This window comes from Limosilactobacillus avium, assembly GCF_947381485.1.
Taxonomy (GTDB): Bacteria; Bacillota; Bacilli; order Lactobacillales; family Lactobacillaceae; genus Limosilactobacillus; species Limosilactobacillus avium.
Genome location: NZ_CANCWN010000012.1, coordinates 34,101 through 53,217, shown reverse-complemented (window position 1 = coordinate 53,217; position 19,117 = coordinate 34,101). Strand labels below are relative to the sequence as shown.

Genomic DNA, 19,117 nt, shown 5'->3' with positions numbered 1-19,117 from the left:
TTTTCATGACGAAGCGTTTCGATGACAATGCGGTCTTCAAATGATAAAATAGTGGTGCCCATAAAGGTCCTTCTTTCATGGATTTTGTTTAGCGACACCATTAAAGACCTTTATAGGTTTTTCTGTCCACTAAAATGTTCAACTTAAATTTTACAATCTACCACATACAAAAAACGACCACCAACATTTGCTGGTGGTCGTTTTCACTAACTTGCTCTGTGTATTATTTATTTTTAAGGGATATCAATTGGTTAAAGCTTAATTGCGGCCTCACCCTCTTTAAGGTCGGTTTGAGCAACCAACTTACCGTTTTCGTGAACGAAGGCGGTTAGCTTGCCGCTCAGGCCCTTTGTCGTGACACTGAACTGGCTGCCGTTGCGCTTAACGGTGACGCTGCCGGCATCCTTACCGTGATTGTCCACAACACTGATGGTCGTTGTCCCCTCATGCATGTCGTAGAGGTGGATGTCGACGTCCTTCGTGTAGTCGTAGTCAGCGTGGGCTGGCTTCTCGTGCTTGACCAGGATTGTATTGTCACGAACCAGGACAGGCAGGTCAAGTTCGTCGTAGTGCTTGGTGAGCCACTTACCACCCTCGGGAACGTCGTAGCTTTCGCCATCTTGGACAATGCTGGTCCACTTGCCGGCGGGCAGGTAGAAGTGGACGTTGCCTTCAGGGCTGAAGACGGGGGCAACAAGAATCTGGCTACCGAACATGTACTGGTTGGCGATGGTGTGGGTGTTGTAGTCGTCACCAAATTCGAACCACATCGGCCGCATTAACGGGTTACCAAAGGCGGCACTGTGGGCAGCTTGGGTGTAGAGGTAAGGCATTAGCGACAGCTTGAGGTCGACGTACTTCCGGGTGTTTTCGACCGCTTCGTCGTCAAAGTTCCACGGAACCCGGTAAACATCACTACCATGGTACCGACTGTGCGAGGAAAGCAGACCGAATTGGGTCCACCGCTTGTACAGGTCCGCAGTTGGTGTGTCGGGTCCATCCTCGAAACCACCGATGTCGTGGCTCCAGAATCCAAACCCGGAACTCAAGAAGGACAGGCCACCGTGGAGGGTGTCGGACATGGACTTAAAGGTCGACAGGCAGTCACCACCCCAGTGAACCGGAAGCTGCTGGGAACCAACCGTGGCGGAACGGGCGAAGACCACCGCTTGGTCAATGCCCCGTTCCTTGGCGATTACGTCAAAGACCGCCTTGTTGTACTGGTAAGTGTAGAAGTTGTGTTCGCGCTTCGGGTCAGACCCGTCAAAGTAGACCGCGTCGTCCATTGGAATCCGTTCACCAAAGTCCGTCTTAAAGCAGTCAACGCCCATGTCGAGGAGGGCCTTGAGCTTGGCCTGGAACCATTTAACGGCGGCGGGGTTGGTGAAGTCAATGAACCCGTTGCCGGCTTGCCAGAGGTCCCACTGCCAGACATTGCCGTCAGTCCGCTTAACCAGGTAACCGTTGGCCTTCCCTTCCTTGAACATCTCACTCTTCTGGGCGATGTAAGGGTTGATCCAGACACAGACCTTGATTCCCTTGTCGTGGATTTCCTTGATCAGTCCTTCGGGGTCGGGGAATTCGTCGTTATTCCAGGTCAGGTTGCTCCATTCAAAGTCCCGTTGCCAGAAGCAGTCGAAGTGGAAGACGTCCAACGGAATGTGCCGTTCTGCCATCCCGTTGATGAACTTCATGACGGTCTTTTCACTGTAATCGGTTAGGAAGGAAGTCGTCAGCCACAGGCCAAATGACCAGGCCGGTGGCAGTTGAATCTTCCCGGTCAATTCAGTGTACTTGTGGAGGATCTCCTGTGGGGTTGGGCCGTAGATAACGAAGTATTCCAGGGATTCACCTTCAACACTGAATTGGACCCGGTCAACGTTTTCTGAAGCAATTTCGAAGTCGACGGGTTCTGGTTGGTTGACGAAAACCCCGTAGCCGTTGTCAGTGATGTAGAATGGGACGTTCTTGTAAGCCTGGTCAGAACCAGTCCCCCCATCCTTATTGATGGTCCGTACTTCTTGACCGTTCTTGACAAAGTTACCGAACCGTTCCCCGAGGCCGTAGACGTGTGAATCCACGCCCAAGGAGAGCTGTTCACGCATGTAGTGCTTGTGGTTCTTGATGTTGGTAATTTCACCCTGGGCACGGTAACGGGAGGCCGTGATTTCCTTGCCGTCGGCGTTGAAGTTAAGGGCGAATTCCTGGTGGAGCGGGATGTTGACTTGTAGGCGCCCACTTTGGTAGCTAGCAGCCTGGTCACTAATGTTCATTGCGACATCCGGTTGCTGGTCGGTCAGTTTGAACGATGGACCGTGGGTGTCCTGGTCAAAGTGGGTCAATTTGACCCCGATGACGTCTTCCAATGGGGATGTCAGCTTGATGGTGGTCATCCCGATGTTCAATTCGTCACCTCGGTTGTTAATCCGCTTGTAAGGAGCGAAGACACTCATTGTCCGTTGGTCGTCCTTTTTAGCGGTGAAACTTTCTTCGGGGTGGTTGATTTGGTATTCAGGTTTAGTTAACCAATAACCATTAGTAAACTTCATTATAAATTTCCTTTCTTAGATTAGTTGTTTTGGTTCCGAGCAGCGATTTCGGCGTTCATCTTTTCAACCTTTTCGTCAGTAAGACGGTAGAAGGCGAAGACAATCATGGCCAAGACAGTGACGATAATTGGGATAATGGTCGTAACCATCCGGATTCCGAACAGGCTGTGGGCAGTTTGGGTGTGGTTGGCAGCGAAGCCAAATGCAGCCAGGACGTAGCCAGGAACAACCCCACCAAGGGCCATCCCAAACTTGAAGAAGAAGCCGACAATGGCGTTGACAATCCCGTTCTCCCGCTTCCCGGTCTTCCATTCACCATAAGTGATGGTTTGGGGAACCAGTGCCCACTGGAACCCGGTGGAAAGGGTGACCCCGGCGGCTTCAACGGTCCGGCCGATGAAGGTCCAGGTGATGTTCGTTGCGGGAACGAGGAACATAATCAGGAAACCAATAACCGTGACCAGCAGGCTCCCTTGCATCAGGGCCTGGGTACCGAACTTACGGTTTAACCAAGGGGTGAGGGGCACCGTGATGAAGGCCGGCAGGGTTCCCAGCAGGTTGTACCATTGCATCAAGCCGGCGTTGTGGGCGTTGTAGGTCATGTAGTAGGCCCCAACGGAGTTAACGATGGACATTAAACCAAAGGTAATGATGAAGAAGATAGCCAGCGTCCGCAGTGGTTGGTTGATCTTCAGTTGGTGGAAGAGGTCAGAAACCTTAACAGAAGCTTCAGTATCAGCGGGCATGTGGATCCGTTCAACGGATTGGCTAAAGCAGAATACCAGCACTAAGGCCCCGGCGATCCCGTAAAGGACCATGGTTAAGAACCAACCGGTCTGAGAAGCGGCACCCGAGTAGTGGCCGCCGGAGAACAGCTTAACGAAAACGGGGACACCAAAACTAACCGCTAAGGAACCGAGGTTGGCCAGGACCATCCGGATGGAGGACATGGAAACCAGTTCCTTGTTATTCCGGGTCATGGCGGCGTTCAAAGAGCCGTATGGGACGTTAACTGTCGTATAGATAACGGACAGGCCGACGTAAGTAACGTAGGCGTAGATAAGCTTGCCCATTTGGCCAAGGTTTGGCACGTGGAAACAAAGGATGGCCATTACCGCCAGGGGCAGCCCCATGTAAAGGAGGTAGCCACGGTACTTACCAAAGCGGGTCGTGTGCTTGTCGATGAAGGTCCCGACGATCGGGTCGTTGATGGCATCAATCAGACGGACAATCAAGAACATCGTTGCCGCATCGGCAGCGGGGAGGCCGTAAACGTTTGTATAGAAGAACAACAAATACGTTGAAATGGTGGTGTAGATAAGGTTTTGGGCGAAGTCACCGGTTGCCCAACCAAATTTCTGACGCCATGGCAATTTGACGTCGGCGCTTGCAGTAGCAGCGTTATTCAATAGAATCACATCCTCAATAATAAATGATTACATGGGTTGTAAGTTAGTCTAACATACGAACAAACCGAGAATACCACCCTTGTTTGAAAATGTAAACGCTTTTTTACTGCTGCCTGGTTAGGGAGGGCAGCAAACGCTACTGATACCGAGACTTTGCTAAGGAAAAAATAATTTTACTAAGGAATACATAAAAGCTTTTACTTTTTGAAAAAATGTTCGGAAATATTATGGACAATTGTTCAGGTAACTGATAAACTAGGGGTGTAGTTTGATGTAAGCGAATTCACAAAAGAGGAGAGACTAAATAATGAAATTAACCCAAGCACAATTAGCCAAGTATATGGACCACACGATGCTGAAGCCTGAGGCCACTGCTGACATGATTGACAAGACGGTTGCAGAAGCCCGGAAGTACAATACTGCTTCCGTATGTATTAACCCATACTGGGTCAAGCGTGTTCACGAAGGTCTGCAGGGTACGGACATCAATACCTGCACGGTGATTGGGTTCCCTCTCGGAGCCACTTCGACAGCCAGCAAGGTTTTTGAAACCAAGCAGGCGATTGAAGACGGGGCCGATGAAATCGACATGGTGATCAACATTGGTGAATTGAAGGGGAAGAACGACCAAGCCGTGGAAGACGACATCCGGGCCGTGGCCGAAGCAACCCACAAAAAGGGCAAGCTCCTGAAAGTCATCATCGAAAACTGCCTGCTGACCAACGAAGAAAAGACCCGGGCATGCAAGCTGACCGTTAAGGGGGGCGCGGACTTCGTTAAGACGTCTACTGGCTTCTCCACTTCCGGTGCCAAGGCCCAAGACGTTAAGTTGATGCGGGAAGCCGTTGGCCCAGACTTTAAGATCAAGGCTGCTGGTGGGATCCACAGCCTGGCTGAAGCCTACGACATGATTGAAGCTGGTGCCAACCGGCTCGGGGTTTCCGCTTCCGTTAAGATTTTGGAAGAAGCTGCTAAGCAAGACTAGTTTTTACCTGTCGACCTGATTGAGACTGGATACTGGAGGGGTCAAGATGTCATATAAACGTGTATTTGTTATTGTAATGGACTCGGTTGGTACTGGTGCTGCGCACGATGCGGATAAGTTCGATGATGTTGGGTCAGATACGTTAGGCCACGTTGGCGAATACTACAAGGGTAAGTTGGCCCTGCCTAACCTGGCTAAGATGGGGATCAGCAACCTCCGGGATACACCAATCGAAGGGGTACCTGTCGCTGACCCGGCCATCGGGGACTTCGGTAAGATGGAGGAAGTCTCTGCTGGTAAGGACAGCATGGACGGCCACTGGGAAATGATGGGCCTGCCGGTAATGAAGCCACTGTCGACGTTCCCGAACAGCTTCCCCCAAGAAATCGTTGATAAGCTGGAGAAGTTCTCCGGGCGAAAGGTCATTGTCAACAAGCCTTACTCCGGGACAGAAGTCATCCACGACTACGGGGAACGGCAGATGAAGACCGGCGAACTGATCCTCTACACGTCTGGGGACTCCGTAATGCAGATTGCCGCCCACGAAGACGTGATCCCGGTTAAGGAACTCTACAAGATCTGTGAATACGCCCGGACCCTGGTTAACGGCCCTGAATACACCGTGGGACGGATTATCGCCCGGCCATACGTCGGCCCCGACAAGGACCACTTCACCCGGATCGCTAACCGGCACGACTTCAGTCTGAAGCCGATTGGTGAGACCGATATGGACCGCCTGCGGGCTGCCGGTTACGACGTCATCGGGGTTGGTAAAATTAACGATATCTTCTCTGGTCAAGGAATTGACAAGGGCTACCATAACGAAAGCAACATGGACGGGATGGACCACGTTGACGAAGTGATGAAGCAAGACTTCACTGGTTTCTGCTTCACCAACCTGGTGGACTTTGATGCCATGTACGGCCACCGGCGGAATCCAAAGGGCTTTGGTCAGGCCCTGATGGACTTTGACAAGCGTTTGGGGACGGTTCTCAAGGAAATGAAGCCGGACGACCTGCTGATGATCACCGCGGACCACGGGAATGACCCTGGCTTCCGGGGGACGGACCACACCCGTGAGAACGTCCCGCTGCTGGTTTACTCCCCATCGATGAAGAAGACTAACCAGTCACTCGGCCTACGGAAGACCTTCTCCGACCTCGGGGCCACTGTTCTGGAGAACTTCAACGTTGACTCCGTACGGGGCACCAGCTTCTACAAGGAAATTAGTAACGACTAAGCGCGGTTAAGAGGAAAGGGGCGCTGACGATGCGAATGGTCGACGTTATTGACGCTAAACGAAATGGGAAGACCTTAACCGATGACCAGCTACAGTTTTTCGTGGATGGGGTAGTTGACGGGTCAATTCCCGACTACCAAATTGCGGCCTTGCTGATGGCCATCTACTTCCAGGGGATGACTAGCGCGGAACAGACGAGCCTGACGATGAAAATGATGCACTCAGGTGAGCACCTGGACTTAAGCAAGATTCCCGGGGTGAAGGTCGACAAGCACTCAACGGGCGGCGTTGGTGACAAGGTCAGCCTGCCCCTCGCGGCGATGGTGGCCGCCACTGGCATCCCGGTACCAATGATCTCTGGCCGGGGCCTGGGCCACACTGGTGGGACCCTCGATAAACTGGAGGCTATCCCCGGATTTAAGGTTGAAATCAGCGAACAGGCCTTCATTGACCAGGTTGCCCGGGAGAAATTGGCCATTGTCGGGGCCACCGGTGAAGTGGCACCCGCGGACAAGAAAATCTATGCCCTGCGGGACGTCACCGACACGGTGGACTCAATCCCCCTGATCGCCAGCTCAATCATGAGTAAGAAGATTGCGTCGGGGACAGATGCCCTGGTGATTGACGTTAAGACCGGTGCTGGGGCCTTCATGAAGACCTTGGACCAGTCGCGGGCCCTGGCTCACGCCCTGGTCGACATTGGCAAGCAGGCTGGCCTGCAGTGCATGGCCGTGATTTCCGACATGAACCAGCCACTGGGCAACAAGGTTGGCAACGCCCTTGAAATTGAGGAGTCAATTGATGTCCTCAAGGGGAAGGGCCCCGCTGACCTGACCGAACTAGTTCTGACACTAGGAAGCTACATGGTCGTAATGGGTGGCAAGGCCCAGACGCCAGAAGCCGCCCGGCAACTGCTGGAAAAGGTAGTTGCGGATGGGACGGCCCTGGACCGCTTTAAGGCGATGGTAATCGCCCAGGGTGGCGACCCCCGGGTAATTGATGACTACGCCGTGATGCCCCAGGCAAAGTACCAAATCCCGTACCGGGCCAAGCGTGCCGGAGTAGTAAGCAAACTGGCAGCCGATGAAATTGGGACCGCCAGCATGCTCCTGGGCGGTGGCCGGCAGAAGGCCGACGACCAACTGGACTACAGTGTGGGAATTGAACTCCACCATAAACTGGGCGACCAGGTCAAGGCTGGTGACACCCTGTTGACCATTTACAGCAACCAGGAGAAGGCCCCGGCGGTCGAAAAGCTGCTCGACGAAAGCATCGTCATCAGCGACCACTATGACAAACCGCAACTGATTCACGAAATTATCGAATAATTGAGGAGGAACAACGATGAGTACACATATTGGTGCCCAAATGGGCGACTACGCAGACACAGTTTTACTTCCGGGTGACCCGCTCCGGGCAAAATACATTGCCGAAAACTTCCTGGAAAATGTTAAGCAGGTTAACAGCGTGCGGAACGCCTTTGGCTACACCGGTGAGTACAAGGGCCACCGGGTATCTGTTCAGGGCTCTGGCATGGGGATCCCGTCCATGTCAATCTACATTAACGAACTGGTTAAGTTCTTTGGCGTAAAGACAATCATCCGGGTTGGTTCTTGTGGGGGAATTGCACCAGATGTTCACCTGCGTGACGTTATTTTGGCTCAGGGTTCCTCAACGGATTCGGCAGTGACGATGAACACCTTCGGCCCGGGCTTCCACTACGCCCCGTTGGCCGACTTTAAGCTGCTTGACTCCGCCTACCACGTTGCCGAAAAGTTGGGTATCGATGCCAAGGTCGGTGACATCTTTGCGGCTGACCGCTTCTACAACGACGAATTAGACATGGAGAAGCTGCGGGACTACGGCATCTTAGGGACGGAAATGGAGTCTGCTGGGCTCTACCTCCTCGCCGCTAAGCTCCACTTCCGGGCACTGTCCGTCCTGACCGTCAGTGACCTGATCTTTGGTGAGGAAAAGACGACCGCCGAAGAACGGGAGAAGACCTTCAACGACATGATCAACATTTCCCTGGAAACAGCAATCGCTGGTAAGTAATGGTATATAATGGACCGTGGAAAAGCGGCCATTTGATGAATTAAATAAGGGCCTGCTACAGAGTCATTCTGTTGCGGACCCTTATTTTAGTAAGGAGGAGAGCAATGGAAAGCGACGATCACAAGAAAATAAGCCAGGCCCTCAAGGTGGCCACCCTGTATTACCGGGAGGGTTATAACCAGCAAGATATAGCGACCGAACTGAATATTTCCCGGGCAACGGTGTCGCGCCTCTTGCAGTTTGGCCGTGACCAGGGGCTGGTAACCATTAAAATCAATAACCCCCTGGCCCCCCTCGACCAGCTACGCACCCGGTTACTAGAAAAATACCCGACCCTTAAAAAGGTCATCATTGTTCCGGGCAAGGATAACCCCCTGGAAGAGGTGGGAACGGCGGCGGCCCGGTACCTTGAGGAAATTGTCAAGGACAATGACATCCTCGGCCTGGGTTGGGGCCGGACCCTCTACCACGTTGCCTTACACATTGCGCCCAAGGACGTTAGTGGGGTCAAGGTCGTTCAGATGAAGGGGAGCGTTGCTAATACCGAGACGAAGAACTACGCTTTTGAAACCGTCAATACCTTTGCCAACGCTTTTCACACCCTTCCCCAGTACCTGCCGGTGCCGGTCATCTTTGACCACGCAAAGACCGAGAAGCTGGTGGCCAATGATACCCATATCAAGTACATCCTCCGTCTTGGGAAGGAAGCGGACATCGCGGTCTTCACAGTCGGGACCGTTCGGGATTCGGCCCTCCTCTTCCGGCTCGGCTACTTTACAAAAGAGGAGCAGGAGAAGCTCCAAAATGAGGCGGTTGGGGATGCCTTCTCCCGCTTTATTGACTCCCGTGGCCGGGTGGTCGACCACGACATTAACGAGCGGACAATTGGCATTGACCTGACGGAGCTCCGGAAGAAGAAACACAGCGTGCTGGTGGCGGCCAATGTGGCTAAGGTCCCGGCAATTAATGGTGCTTTGACGGCTGGGTACGCCAATACCCTGGTAATTGATCAGGAAAGTGCGAACGATTTACTAGCTTTTTCGCCGAAATCTTAACTTTTTCTTGATTTTGTGCCTAATTCCTAGTAGCATTGACCTAACCAAAATTAAGGAGTGTGTATGATCAATGTCAAATTGGGACACAAAGTTTGCCAAAAAGGGCTTAACTTTTGATGATGTTTTACTGATTCCCGCCGAAAGTCACGTTTTACCAAATGAGGTTGACCTCAGTACCCGCTTAGCTAAGAATATTAAGCTTAATATTCCATTGATTAGTGCCGGAATGGATACTGTTACCGAAGGACCAATGGCAATTGCGATGGCCCTTCAAGGTGGCCTTGGCGTTGTTCATAAGAATATGTCAATCCAAGCCCAGGCAGGGGAAGTTGCCAACGTTAAGAGTGTGGTTGTTCCCGCTAGTGCCACTCGGGCAGCGGTTGACGACCAAAACCGCCTTCTCTGTGCAGCCGCCGTTGGGGTAACCAGCGACACCTTTGAACGGGCAGAGGCCCTTTTGAAGGCTGGTGCCGACGCCATCGTGATCGATACGGCCCACGGTCACTCTGCTGGGGTGCTGCGGAAGATCAAGGAAATCCGCGACCACTTCCCTGACGTTACCCTGATTGCCGGGAACGTGGCAACTGGTGAAGCCACCAAGGCCCTTTATGATGCCGGGGTGGACGTTGTGAAGGTCGGCATTGGCCCTGGTTCCATCTGCACTACCCGGGTGGTTGCCGGTGTTGGTGTTCCCCAGATTACGGCCATTTACGATGCCGCTTGCGTTGCTCGTGAATACGGCAAGCCAATCATCGCCGACGGGGGGATCAAGTACTCTGGTGACGTTGTGAAGGCCTTAGCTGCTGGTGGAAACGCGGTAATGCTGGGGAGCATGCTCTCCGGAACGACCGAAGCACCTGGACAGATCTTTGAGGACCAGGGTGTTAAGTACAAGGCTTACCGGGGGATGGGTTCCGTTGGTGCCATGGCCCAGGCCCACGGTTCCTCCGACCGTTACTTCCAAGGCGGGGTAAACGAGGCCAACAAGCTTGTTCCTGAAGGAATTGAAGCCCGGGTTAAGTACAAGGGTGACGTTTCCGACGTTGTCTTCCAAATCGACGGGGGCCTGCGCTCCGGGATGGGTTATGTTGGTGCCCCTGACATCCCAACCTTGATCGAAAAGGCCCAATTCGTTCAAATCACGAACGCCGGCCTGCGGGAGTCCCACCCACACGACGTTCAAATCACGAAGGCCGCTCCAAACTACAAATAAGCGTTAAGTATATAAGAAAAGCCCAGGACGATCCAGAAGTCGTCCTGGGCTTTTCTTTTTACTGCGTAACCATGCACGGGACCGGGTAAACTGGTACAATCGATATTGAAATCGGATGCACAATTTGGGGGACATAACTATGGATAATCAAGAACCACAGGAACATTTTGAACGCCGGCGCGATTACCGGCAACAAAACCAGGGCCCGCGCCATCGCGGGTGGAAGATTTTTGGAATCATTGTCTTGTTGTTGGTAGTCGTTGCTGGGATCTACGGCTTCGTTGCCTGGCACAACGTCAAGGTCACTACCAATGACATGTACACGTCGGCGGGGGCGACCCGGCGGCGGGACGGTCAGAAGGTTTTAAAGCAGCGGCGGCCAGTGTCCATCCTGCTGCTGGGGACGGATACCGGGGCCCTTGGCCGGTCGTACAAGGGCCGAACGGATACGATCATGCTGCTGACGATTAATCCCCAGACCAACAAGTCGGAGATTGTCAGCATTCCCCGGGACATGAAGGTTAACCTGCCGGGCTACCCGGACGACTCGCCGGCCAAGATCAACGCGGCCTACACTTACGGTGGGGTCAAGGAAACGATCAACGTGGTTCAAAAGTACTTCAATATCCCCGTTGACTTCTACGTCCTGGTAAACATGGGTGGCCTGAAAAAGGCGATTAATCAAGTCGGTGGGGTCACGGTCACCTCCCCGTTGACCTTTGACTACGAAGGGAGTCACTTTGAAAAGGGGCAATCCTACCACCTGAACGGCACCCAGGCCCTACGCTTTAGCCGAATGCGGTACGACGATCCGAATGGTGACTATGGCCGGCAGCAGCGGCAGAAGCTAATCATTAAGGCCCTTTTGAAGAAGTCGGTTTCTTACAAGACGGTCCTCAACCAGAAGTTCCTGAAGTCCATCTCAGACAACTCCAAGACTGACCTGACATTTGATGACATGCTCCAGTTGGCCCGGCACTACCGGAAGGCAACGAAGAACATTGGTCAGGACCACGCCCAGGGGAAGGGTGACGAAGAGGATGGTCAAGCCTTTGAAGTAGTTCCGCGAGACGAACAGCAACGGGTTTCGAACCTGCTTCGGAAGAGCTTAGGCCTGGAAACCGCCAACTTGGACGCGGATAACTAATATTTCCTTAAAGCTGGGGCAAAATAATCGTTTTACCAAGAAAGTCAGCTATAATATTGAACTAGAGTACTCGTAATAAATAAGGAGTGGCCATATAATGAAGATTTTAGTTGTTGATGATGATAAGGAAATTGTCCAATTACTGGAGATTTACATTCGTAATGAGGGTTACGAGCCGGTTGCCGCTTACAACGGTAAGGAAGCTTTGACCAAGCTCAACACGACACCGGACATTAACCTGGTCATCTTGGATTTGATGATGCCCGAAATGGACGGGATGGAGGTCATCAAGCAGGTCCGGAAAGACTCCGATATCCCGATCCTGGTCCTTTCCGCTAAGACGGCCGATATGGATAAGATTCAGGGCCTGATTTCCGGGGCGGACGACTACGTTACCAAGCCGTTTAACCCCCTGGAAGTAATGGCCCGGGTAAAGTCTTTGCTGCGGCGGACCCAGGGCGAGGTCACCAATGACCAACCGGACGTCTTAAACGTGGGCCCGCTGATCATCAACAAGGATTCTCACGAGGTTAAGACCATCAAGGGAGACGTTATCCAGTTGACGGCCCTCGAATTCGGGATCCTCTACCTGCTGGCCAGTCACCCGAACCGGGTCTTCTCCGCTGACGACATTTTTGAACGGGTTTGGCAACAGGAGAGTGTTGTCTCCGCCAAGACGGTCATGGTCCACGTGAGCCACTTGCGGGATAAAATCGAAGAAGCCACGAACGGTGAGAAGGTCATCCAAACCGTTTGGGGCGTTGGCTACAAGGTTGAAAACCACTAATCTAATCACTTCCTGGGGGTAAAAGAGTGAAGTTAACGGGACGGGAAAAAAGTTCATTAATCTTTGAAGGGGTCGTGACCGTCATCCTGCTGGTCCTCCTCAACATGGCGATTATTACGATTATCCAGGATGTCATCCAGAGTAATCCGGGGGTGACGAACGGGATCTTCATGATTAAGCAATCGTTACGGGTCGGCCCACTACAAACACAGATTTGGAGCTACCAGCGGATCCTAATTATCATCTTCGTGATCATCGACATTTGGGTCGTCTGGTGGCGGCTCCGGCGGCGGTACCACCTTTATCAGATGAACCACATCATCGCCGAACTCCACTACATTGCCCAGGGCCACCTGGACCACCGGATTCCCTTCCGTTTGAAGGGCAACCAACAGCACGTGATCAGCTCCGTTAACGCCCTGGTTGACAGTGCCGTTAAGTCCATGGACGACGAACGAAAGATTGAAAAGTCAAAAGACGAGCTGATTACCAACGTCAGTCACGACCTGCGGACCCCACTGACTTCCATCATCGGCTACCTGGGTTTGATTGAGGACAAGCAGTACCAAAATGAGGAAGATATCCTGAAATACACCCATACGGCCTACGAGAAAGCCAAGCAGATGAAGAACCTGGTCGAGGACCTGTTTGAATACACGAAGGTCCAGCAGCACGGCGCCCCGGTCAACATCATGCGGGTTGACCTCAACCAGTTGCTTGAACAGCTAACGGCCAGTTTTGAGTTAGAGGCCCAGCACCGGGGAATTGAGATCACATCAAAGGTGATTCCCAACCCGCTGATGATCGAAGCCGACCCCGAAAAACTCGGCCGGGTATTTAGCAACTTGGTTGCCAACGCCCTGAAATACGGGAATGGGGCCAGTTACATCCGCCTGGACGCCCGGCAAAAGGCTGACCATGTGGTGGTAACGGTCGCCAACGATGGGACCCCAATCCCGAAGGCGTCGGTTGACCATATCTTCGAGCGCTTTTACCGTGCCGAGGCGTCACGGTCGCGGGCAACCGGGGGTACCGGTCTGGGATTGGCAATCGTCAAAAGTATCGTCGACTTGCACCACGGAAGTGTCCGGGTAACGTCTGATGATAATGAGACAGCCTTCATTGTCAGTCTCCCCTTAAAACAAGTGAATAAATAATAAACAAAAGCAGAAAATTTCCCGGGAAATTTTCTGCTTATTTATATTCAAGTAATTTATTGTATGTTAGACTTAAAGGGCATTGTGTCGCCTTAATTATCAATATGTTGACATATAATTGGAGGAAATTCTGTGGCTAAAGCACAAATAAATCCAGAAAAAGCACGGTGGCTGGAGGTCCTCGGAATTGCCATGCCACTATGCCTAAGCTACATCCCAATTGGGCTGGCTTGCGGTATTTTGTTACATGCGGCGGGGTTCAACTTTATCATGACCCTGGTTGTATCAATCGTTGTTTTCTCTGGTGGAGCCCAATTTATTTTAGCTTCATTGCTGACGATTAACGCACCACTATCATCAATATTTGTAACCTTGTTCTTCTTGGAACTACGGTATGCGTTACTGGGTTCTAGTTTATCTAAGTACATTAAAAACGAATCTCAACACCTTATCTGGCTGTTTGCGGTTTCGATGAACGACGAAAACTATGCGATCAACTACTTGAAATTTGCAACGGATAAGAAGTGGACACCAAAGGACGCCCTGCTGGTTGAACACTACTCACTGCTTTCGTGGTCAGTGGCGAACATGGTCGGGGGCCTGATTGGGAGTACGATTTCAATCAACCTTGAGGTGGTTGACTTTGCCTTAACGGCCCTGTTCCTGTACATGATTGTGATGCAAGTTCAAAACCACCTGACCCTGTTGATCAGCTTGCTGACGGCAGTTCTCGCGGTCTTCTTTATGGTTTTGACGCACAGCATCCTTGGGGTTGTGATTGCTACTTTGATCGCATCGTTTATTGGTTTCCTGATTGAGAACACTGTTCGTCACCACAGCAAGGTTCCGGAAAAGAACTGGTTCTTAACGAAGATGTTCCGGCCGAAGATCACCCGGACAACGGTTGAGGACCAGCAGGAACGCAGTGAGCTGAAGAAGAATGGCCCGGTAGAACCAGGCAAGGACGAGACGGACGGTAAATAGTGGGGATAAAGATGGAACAACTACTTAGTAATGCACCGGTGTTACTGGCTGACATCGGTCACAATAAAATCTTATATCACCTGGTGGTAATTGTACTGGCCGCAATTGCGGCGTTCATTCCACGGTACTTTCCAATTCTCTTCTTCTCGACGCGGAAAATTCCGGAATGGTTTAACGAGTGGATGAAGTACGTCCCGGTGAGCTTATTCACCGCCCTGGTCGTTAAGAACGTCTTCATCACCACCGCTGGTTATCACTTTGTGCCTTTTGTCCACGTAGAACAAATCTTTGCGGCTTTGATTGTAATGGTAATTGCCTACTTTACCCGATCGATGTCAATCTCTGTGATTGGGGGATTAGTTGCGGTCTGGCTGTTGAGCATGGTAATTTAATACTAAGGATAACGATTATGGGTCAGCTTTTCGATTGTAAGTCAATTGGAAGCTGACCTTTTTTAATGTTCGTATTTTAAAAGCTAGCATAAGCGAATATTCGGAATGGAAACGCCTTAAAATTAGGACTTGATTAGAATCAAAAATTCCCCTTGTTATTACACTAATGTTATGATACCTTTTAAACACCGAATTAATCCGGACATTATTTATTTATTGTTCGTGTTTTTGTAGAAAAGGAGACGGGGTTAATGGTAAAGACAAGGAATCGATATGGTGTGGCCCTTGCGGGAGTTGTTCTTCACTTGATGATTGGTGGCGTCTACGCCTGGAGTGTGTTTACAAAACCAATTGCGCAGCAGACGGGATGGAAGGAAACGGCGGTCTCGTTTGCCTTTAGTTTAGCAATCTTTTTCCTGGGAATGTCAGCGGCGTTCATGGGTCGACTAGTAGAAAAGTTTGGTCCGACCGTTACGGGGACGATTTCCAGCATCTGCTACGGTAGCGGAATTGCCCTGACTGGGCTGGCGGTCCAAAGTCACCAGCTCTGGCTGCTATACCTGGCATACGGGGTTATCGGTGGCCTCGGCCTTGGTTCGGGCTACGTTACCCCGGTTTCAACCATTATTCGTTGGTTCCCGGACAAGCGGGGGCTTGCAACCGGCCTGGCAATCATGGGCTTTGGCTTTGCGGCCTTATTGACAGGGCCAGTTGCCCAACACCTGATGGCAGTTGTCGGCCTTGCTAATACTTTCTATGTGTTGGGGATCTTCTATTTTGTAGTTATGATTATTGCGGCCCAATTTATTAAAAAGCCGCGGCCCCATGAGTTACCGCAAGCAATTGCGGCAAATGCCCAACGGGTTAGCCTGACTGGCCAGGAACTGACGGCCAACCAAGCGTTAAAGACCCGGACGTTTGCTTTCCTCTGGTTCATGTTCTTTATTAACATCACCACGGGGATTGGCCTGGTTTCGGCAGCTTCTCCAATGGCCCAGAACATGACGACGATGACTGCTGCGGCCGCCGCTGTGATGGTTGGAATCATCGGCCTCTTCAACGGATTTGGCCGGTTGGCCTGGGCAACCCTGTCCGATTATATTGGTCGCCCGTTGACCTATAGCTTAATCTTCGTGTTGGACATTGTGATGCTCTTTATCCTCTTGTTCTTTAAGACACCATTCGTCTTTGCTCTGGCCCTGTGCTTGCTGATGTCGTGCTACGGTGCTGGCTTTTCAGTAATCCCCGCCTACCTGGGGGATGTCTTTGGTACCAAGCAACTGGGCGCCATCCACGGTTACATCCTCACCGCCTGGGCGGCCGCCGGAATGGTGGGGCCCATCCTTTTGTCATACACGCATCAGGTCTTACATAATTACTACGTCACGCTGGTTGTCTTTGTAATTATTGATGTTTTGGCAATGCTCGTTTCCGTCCTGATTCAAAAGGACTTTGTTGCTCACCGGGCGGTTAAGGGAGTCGACTAGGGGTGTTGACTTTTGGCCCGATAGCCGTTATTATCATTACTAACAAATTTACCTTTAAACTAGTCCAGAGAGGCTAAGAAGGATTTCAATTGTGCGTTACCAAAAACGGTCTTCTTAGCCCACTGCTAAGGAGGCTTTTATTTTACAGAATTTCTCCAGCCGCCAGTAGTGGGTTCCAAGAATCGGGTGCGGAACCATCAATCAATCTAGGGTATTTTGTTGAATACGAAAACCATTTAATTGACTCCTGTGAGAGCAAAACGGTACGGTGTTTGGCATTGTTTAAGAGAAGAGAAAAAGCACAGTGCTCACTTAACCAGGAGGGATTAAGTGGGCGCTGTTTTTGATTGCGCGAAAGGAGCATTCTCTGATGGAAGAAGCACAACGGTTGGCAGTCGAGCTGCCTGGCCTATCGCTAAAGAATCCGGTTATCCCGGCGAGCGGTACCTGTGGCTATGGTCAGCAAATTGCCCGTAACTATGATTTGAATTTGCTAGGGTCCTTGGTACTGAAGTCGACGACCCTGCATGCCCGGTCGGGGAACCCCCAGCCCCGGGTTTGTGAAACGAGTGCCGGTTGGTTAAACGCCAACGGCCTGCAAAACGTGGGGATCCAAGCGGTCGTGAACGAAAAGCTGCCCTGGCTGAAGGCCCACTATCCTCACTTGCCAATCATCGCGAGTGCGGCCGGCTTCTCCACGGCGGAATACGAGACGGTCGTCCACCAGTTGGGTCAGGCACCGGAAGTCAACGCCATTGAGTTGAACGTTTCCTGCCCTAACGTTAAGCACGGTGGCCTGGCGATGGGTACCGACCCAGCGGTCTTAGAAGACCTGACCCGGAAGGTTGTCAAGCAGGCTGCGGGGACACCGATCTACGTCAAACTGACCCCGAACGTTACCAACATTGTTCCCCTGGCCCAGGCGGCCGAACGGGGTGGTGCTAATGGTCTGACAATGGTCAACACCCTGACCGGATTAAGCATCGACCTCAAGACCCGGCGCCCTGTCCTGGCTAACGTTACCGGTGGCTTATCGGGCCCGGCCATTAAGCCATTGGCCCTGCGGATGATTCACCAGGTCCGGTCTGTCTCCAGCCTGCCAATCATCGGGGTTGGGGGGATTGAAACCGCTGAGGATGTCCTGGAATTCATGATGGCCGGGGCCAATGCCGTCGAGGTGGGAGCTGCCAGTTTCCATGACCCGCTGGCCTGCCCACGGATTGTGGCGGACCTGCCCCTGGTAATGGACCGGTATGGAGTTAAGAAGTTGACGGACCTGTGGGAGGTAAAGTTTTGAAACGATATTCACCAATGGTGGCAATTGATGTTGCCACAAAAAACGAAGCGCTGGACCTGTTTGACCGGCTGACCGTTGAGCCGCGGCCAATCCTCAAGATTGGGATGGAGTTGTACTATCACTTTGGCCCGGAAATAATTAAGGAGGCCCAAAGCCGCGGTTTTAAGATTTTCCTGGACTTAAAGCTCCACGACATTCCCAATACCGTTAAGCGGGCAATGTTTGTCCTCGGCCAGCTGGGGGTCGACTTTACCACGATCCACGCTGCTGGAGGGAGTGAAATGGTGGCCGCCGGAGCCACGGGCCTGAAGGAAGGGGCACAGGCTGCCGGCCTTCCGACACCGAAGCTGCTGGCGATTACACAGCTAACTTCAATTGACGAGCAAATCTTACACGACGAGCAGCACGTTGACCTGTCCCTGGTGGAATCAGTCCAGTCCTACGCCCAGCTGGCGAAGAAGGCCGGCGCGGACGGGGTCGTTTGCTCAGCCCACGAAGTTCAGGAAATTCGCCAGGTAACGGGTCCGGACTTTCTCTGTGTCACCCCGGGGATCCGGCCGCAGAACTTTGCTAAGGGGGACCAAAAGCGGGTCGTCACTCCCCACCAGGCCCATGACCTGGGGAGCAACGCCATTGTGGTCGGACGGCCGATCACCCAAAGTGCGGACCCGGTCAAAGCATACCAGGAGATTGAAGAAGAATTTTTAACGGAGGAAGATTAAGATGAGTTACGCAGAAACAGTTGCTAAGGACCTTTTGGAAATTCACGCGGTAACCCTGAGCCCCGACAAGCCTTACACCTGGGCCAGTGGCCTGCATTCACCAATTTACACCGATAACCGGTTAACGATTTCGTACCCGGCAGTCCGGAAATCCATCTACCAGGGGATGGCTGCCCTGATTAAGGAACACTTCCCGGAAGTCGCCGTGGTTGCGGGAACCGCGACGGCGGGAATTCCGCATGCCGCCTGGGTGGCCGAAGAACTGGGGAAACCCCTGGTTTACGTGCGGTCCAAGCCCAAGGACCATGGTCGCGGCAAGCAAATTGAAGGGGTCCTAAAGGCCGGTGAAAAGGTGGTCGTGATTGACGACCTGATCTCCACTGGTGGGAGCGTCCTCAACGCGGTCGCCGCGGTCAACAAGGCTGGTGCGGAGGTCATTGGCGTTGTTTCCGTCTTTACTTACCAATTACCAGCGGCGGACAAGAACTTCGCGGCGGCCGGCTTGAACTACTACTCCGTTACCAACTATCCGACCCTGGTTAACGTCGCCAAGGAAAATGGCCTGATCAGTGAAGCCCACCTTTCTTCTCTGAATGAGTGGCGACAGGATCCGGCGGCTTGGAGTGCCAAGCACTAGG

General features: G+C 52.2%; 17 protein-coding genes. 15 read left to right on the top strand and 2 right to left on the bottom strand.

Annotated elements, in window-relative coordinates; genetic code table 11:
* Positions 1-251: 251 nt before the first annotated feature.
* Positions 252-2,549 (bottom strand): alpha-xylosidase, encoded by a 2,298-nt coding sequence (yicI, locus tag QOS01_RS05485; protein WP_283621445.1) that lies wholly within the window; start codon positions 2,547-2,549, stop codon positions 252-254.
* 20 nt (positions 2,550-2,569) lie between these two features.
* Positions 2,570-3,958: a glycoside-pentoside-hexuronide (GPH):cation symporter gene (locus tag QOS01_RS05480; protein ID WP_408612463.1), complete on the bottom strand. Its 1,389-nt coding sequence runs from the start codon at positions 3,956-3,958 to the stop codon at positions 2,570-2,572.
* Between the two features lie 307 nt (positions 3,959-4,265).
* Here QOS01_RS05480 and deoC point away from each other — a divergent pair, with 307 nt between their 5' ends.
* The 15 genes from deoC to pyrE all read left to right on the top strand — a co-directional run bounded on the left by deoC (position 4,266) and on the right by pyrE (position 19,116).
* A complete protein-coding gene (gene deoC, locus QOS01_RS05475; RefSeq protein WP_283621443.1) occupies positions 4,266-4,943 on the top strand; it encodes a deoxyribose-phosphate aldolase in 678 nt (225 codons plus the stop codon).
* A 46-nt stretch (positions 4,944-4,989) separates the two neighbouring features.
* A complete protein-coding gene (locus QOS01_RS05470; protein ID WP_283621442.1) occupies positions 4,990-6,183 on the top strand; it encodes a phosphopentomutase in 1,194 nt (397 codons plus the stop codon).
* Between the two features lie 29 nt (positions 6,184-6,212).
* Positions 6,213-7,511 (top strand): pyrimidine-nucleoside phosphorylase, encoded by a 1,299-nt coding sequence (locus tag QOS01_RS05465; RefSeq protein WP_283621441.1) that lies wholly within the window; start codon positions 6,213-6,215, stop codon positions 7,509-7,511.
* A gap of 16 nt (positions 7,512-7,527) precedes the next feature.
* Complete coding sequence (gene deoD / locus QOS01_RS05460; RefSeq protein ID WP_222258512.1) at positions 7,528-8,238, top strand: purine-nucleoside phosphorylase; 711 nt, start codon at positions 7,528-7,530, stop codon at positions 8,236-8,238.
* A gap of 104 nt (positions 8,239-8,342) precedes the next feature.
* Positions 8,343-9,293 carry a sugar-binding transcriptional regulator gene (locus QOS01_RS05455; RefSeq protein ID WP_283621440.1) on the top strand — a complete coding sequence of 317 codons (951 nt, stop codon included), beginning with the start codon at positions 8,343-8,345 and terminating at the stop codon, positions 9,291-9,293.
* A gap of 70 nt (positions 9,294-9,363) precedes the next feature.
* A complete protein-coding gene (guaB, locus tag QOS01_RS05450; RefSeq protein WP_283621439.1) occupies positions 9,364-10,506 on the top strand; it encodes an IMP dehydrogenase in 1,143 nt (380 codons plus the stop codon).
* A gap of 139 nt (positions 10,507-10,645) precedes the next feature.
* The gene (locus QOS01_RS05445; RefSeq protein ID WP_283621438.1) at positions 10,646-11,653 is read left to right on the top strand and encodes an LCP family glycopolymer transferase; all 1,008 of its coding nucleotides are present in this window, start codon (positions 10,646-10,648) and stop codon (positions 11,651-11,653) included.
* A gap of 97 nt (positions 11,654-11,750) precedes the next feature.
* A complete protein-coding gene (locus tag QOS01_RS05440; RefSeq protein WP_047768956.1) occupies positions 11,751-12,440 on the top strand; it encodes a response regulator transcription factor in 690 nt (229 codons plus the stop codon).
* Between the two features lie 26 nt (positions 12,441-12,466).
* On the top strand, positions 12,467-13,597 hold the full coding sequence (locus QOS01_RS05435) for a sensor histidine kinase (RefSeq protein WP_283621437.1): 1,131 nt from the start codon (positions 12,467-12,469) through the stop codon (positions 13,595-13,597).
* 132 nt (positions 13,598-13,729) lie between these two features.
* The gene (locus tag QOS01_RS05430) at positions 13,730-14,581 is read left to right on the top strand and encodes an AzlC family ABC transporter permease (protein ID WP_283621436.1); all 852 of its coding nucleotides are present in this window, start codon (positions 13,730-13,732) and stop codon (positions 14,579-14,581) included.
* 11 nt (positions 14,582-14,592) lie between these two features.
* Positions 14,593-14,973 carry an AzlD domain-containing protein gene (locus tag QOS01_RS05425; protein WP_283621435.1) on the top strand — a complete coding sequence of 127 codons (381 nt, stop codon included), beginning with the start codon at positions 14,593-14,595 and terminating at the stop codon, positions 14,971-14,973.
* A gap of 251 nt (positions 14,974-15,224) precedes the next feature.
* Positions 15,225-16,460, top strand: a complete 1,236-nt coding sequence (locus QOS01_RS05420; protein ID WP_283621434.1) for an L-lactate MFS transporter — start codon at positions 15,225-15,227, stop codon at positions 16,458-16,460.
* A gap of 370 nt (positions 16,461-16,830) precedes the next feature.
* Positions 16,831-17,757 (top strand): dihydroorotate dehydrogenase, encoded by a 927-nt coding sequence (locus QOS01_RS05415; protein WP_283621433.1) that lies wholly within the window; start codon positions 16,831-16,833, stop codon positions 17,755-17,757.
* Entirely contained in the window at positions 17,754-18,479 is a 726-nt protein-coding gene (gene pyrF / locus QOS01_RS05410) for an orotidine-5'-phosphate decarboxylase (RefSeq protein ID WP_283621432.1), read from the top strand. The genes QOS01_RS05415 and pyrF overlap by 4 nt, the downstream gene beginning before the upstream one ends.
* Position 18,480: 1 nt before the next feature.
* Complete coding sequence (pyrE, locus tag QOS01_RS05405) at positions 18,481-19,116, top strand: orotate phosphoribosyltransferase (protein WP_283621431.1); 636 nt, start codon at positions 18,481-18,483, stop codon at positions 19,114-19,116.
* The last annotated feature ends 1 nt before the right edge of the window (position 19,117 follow it).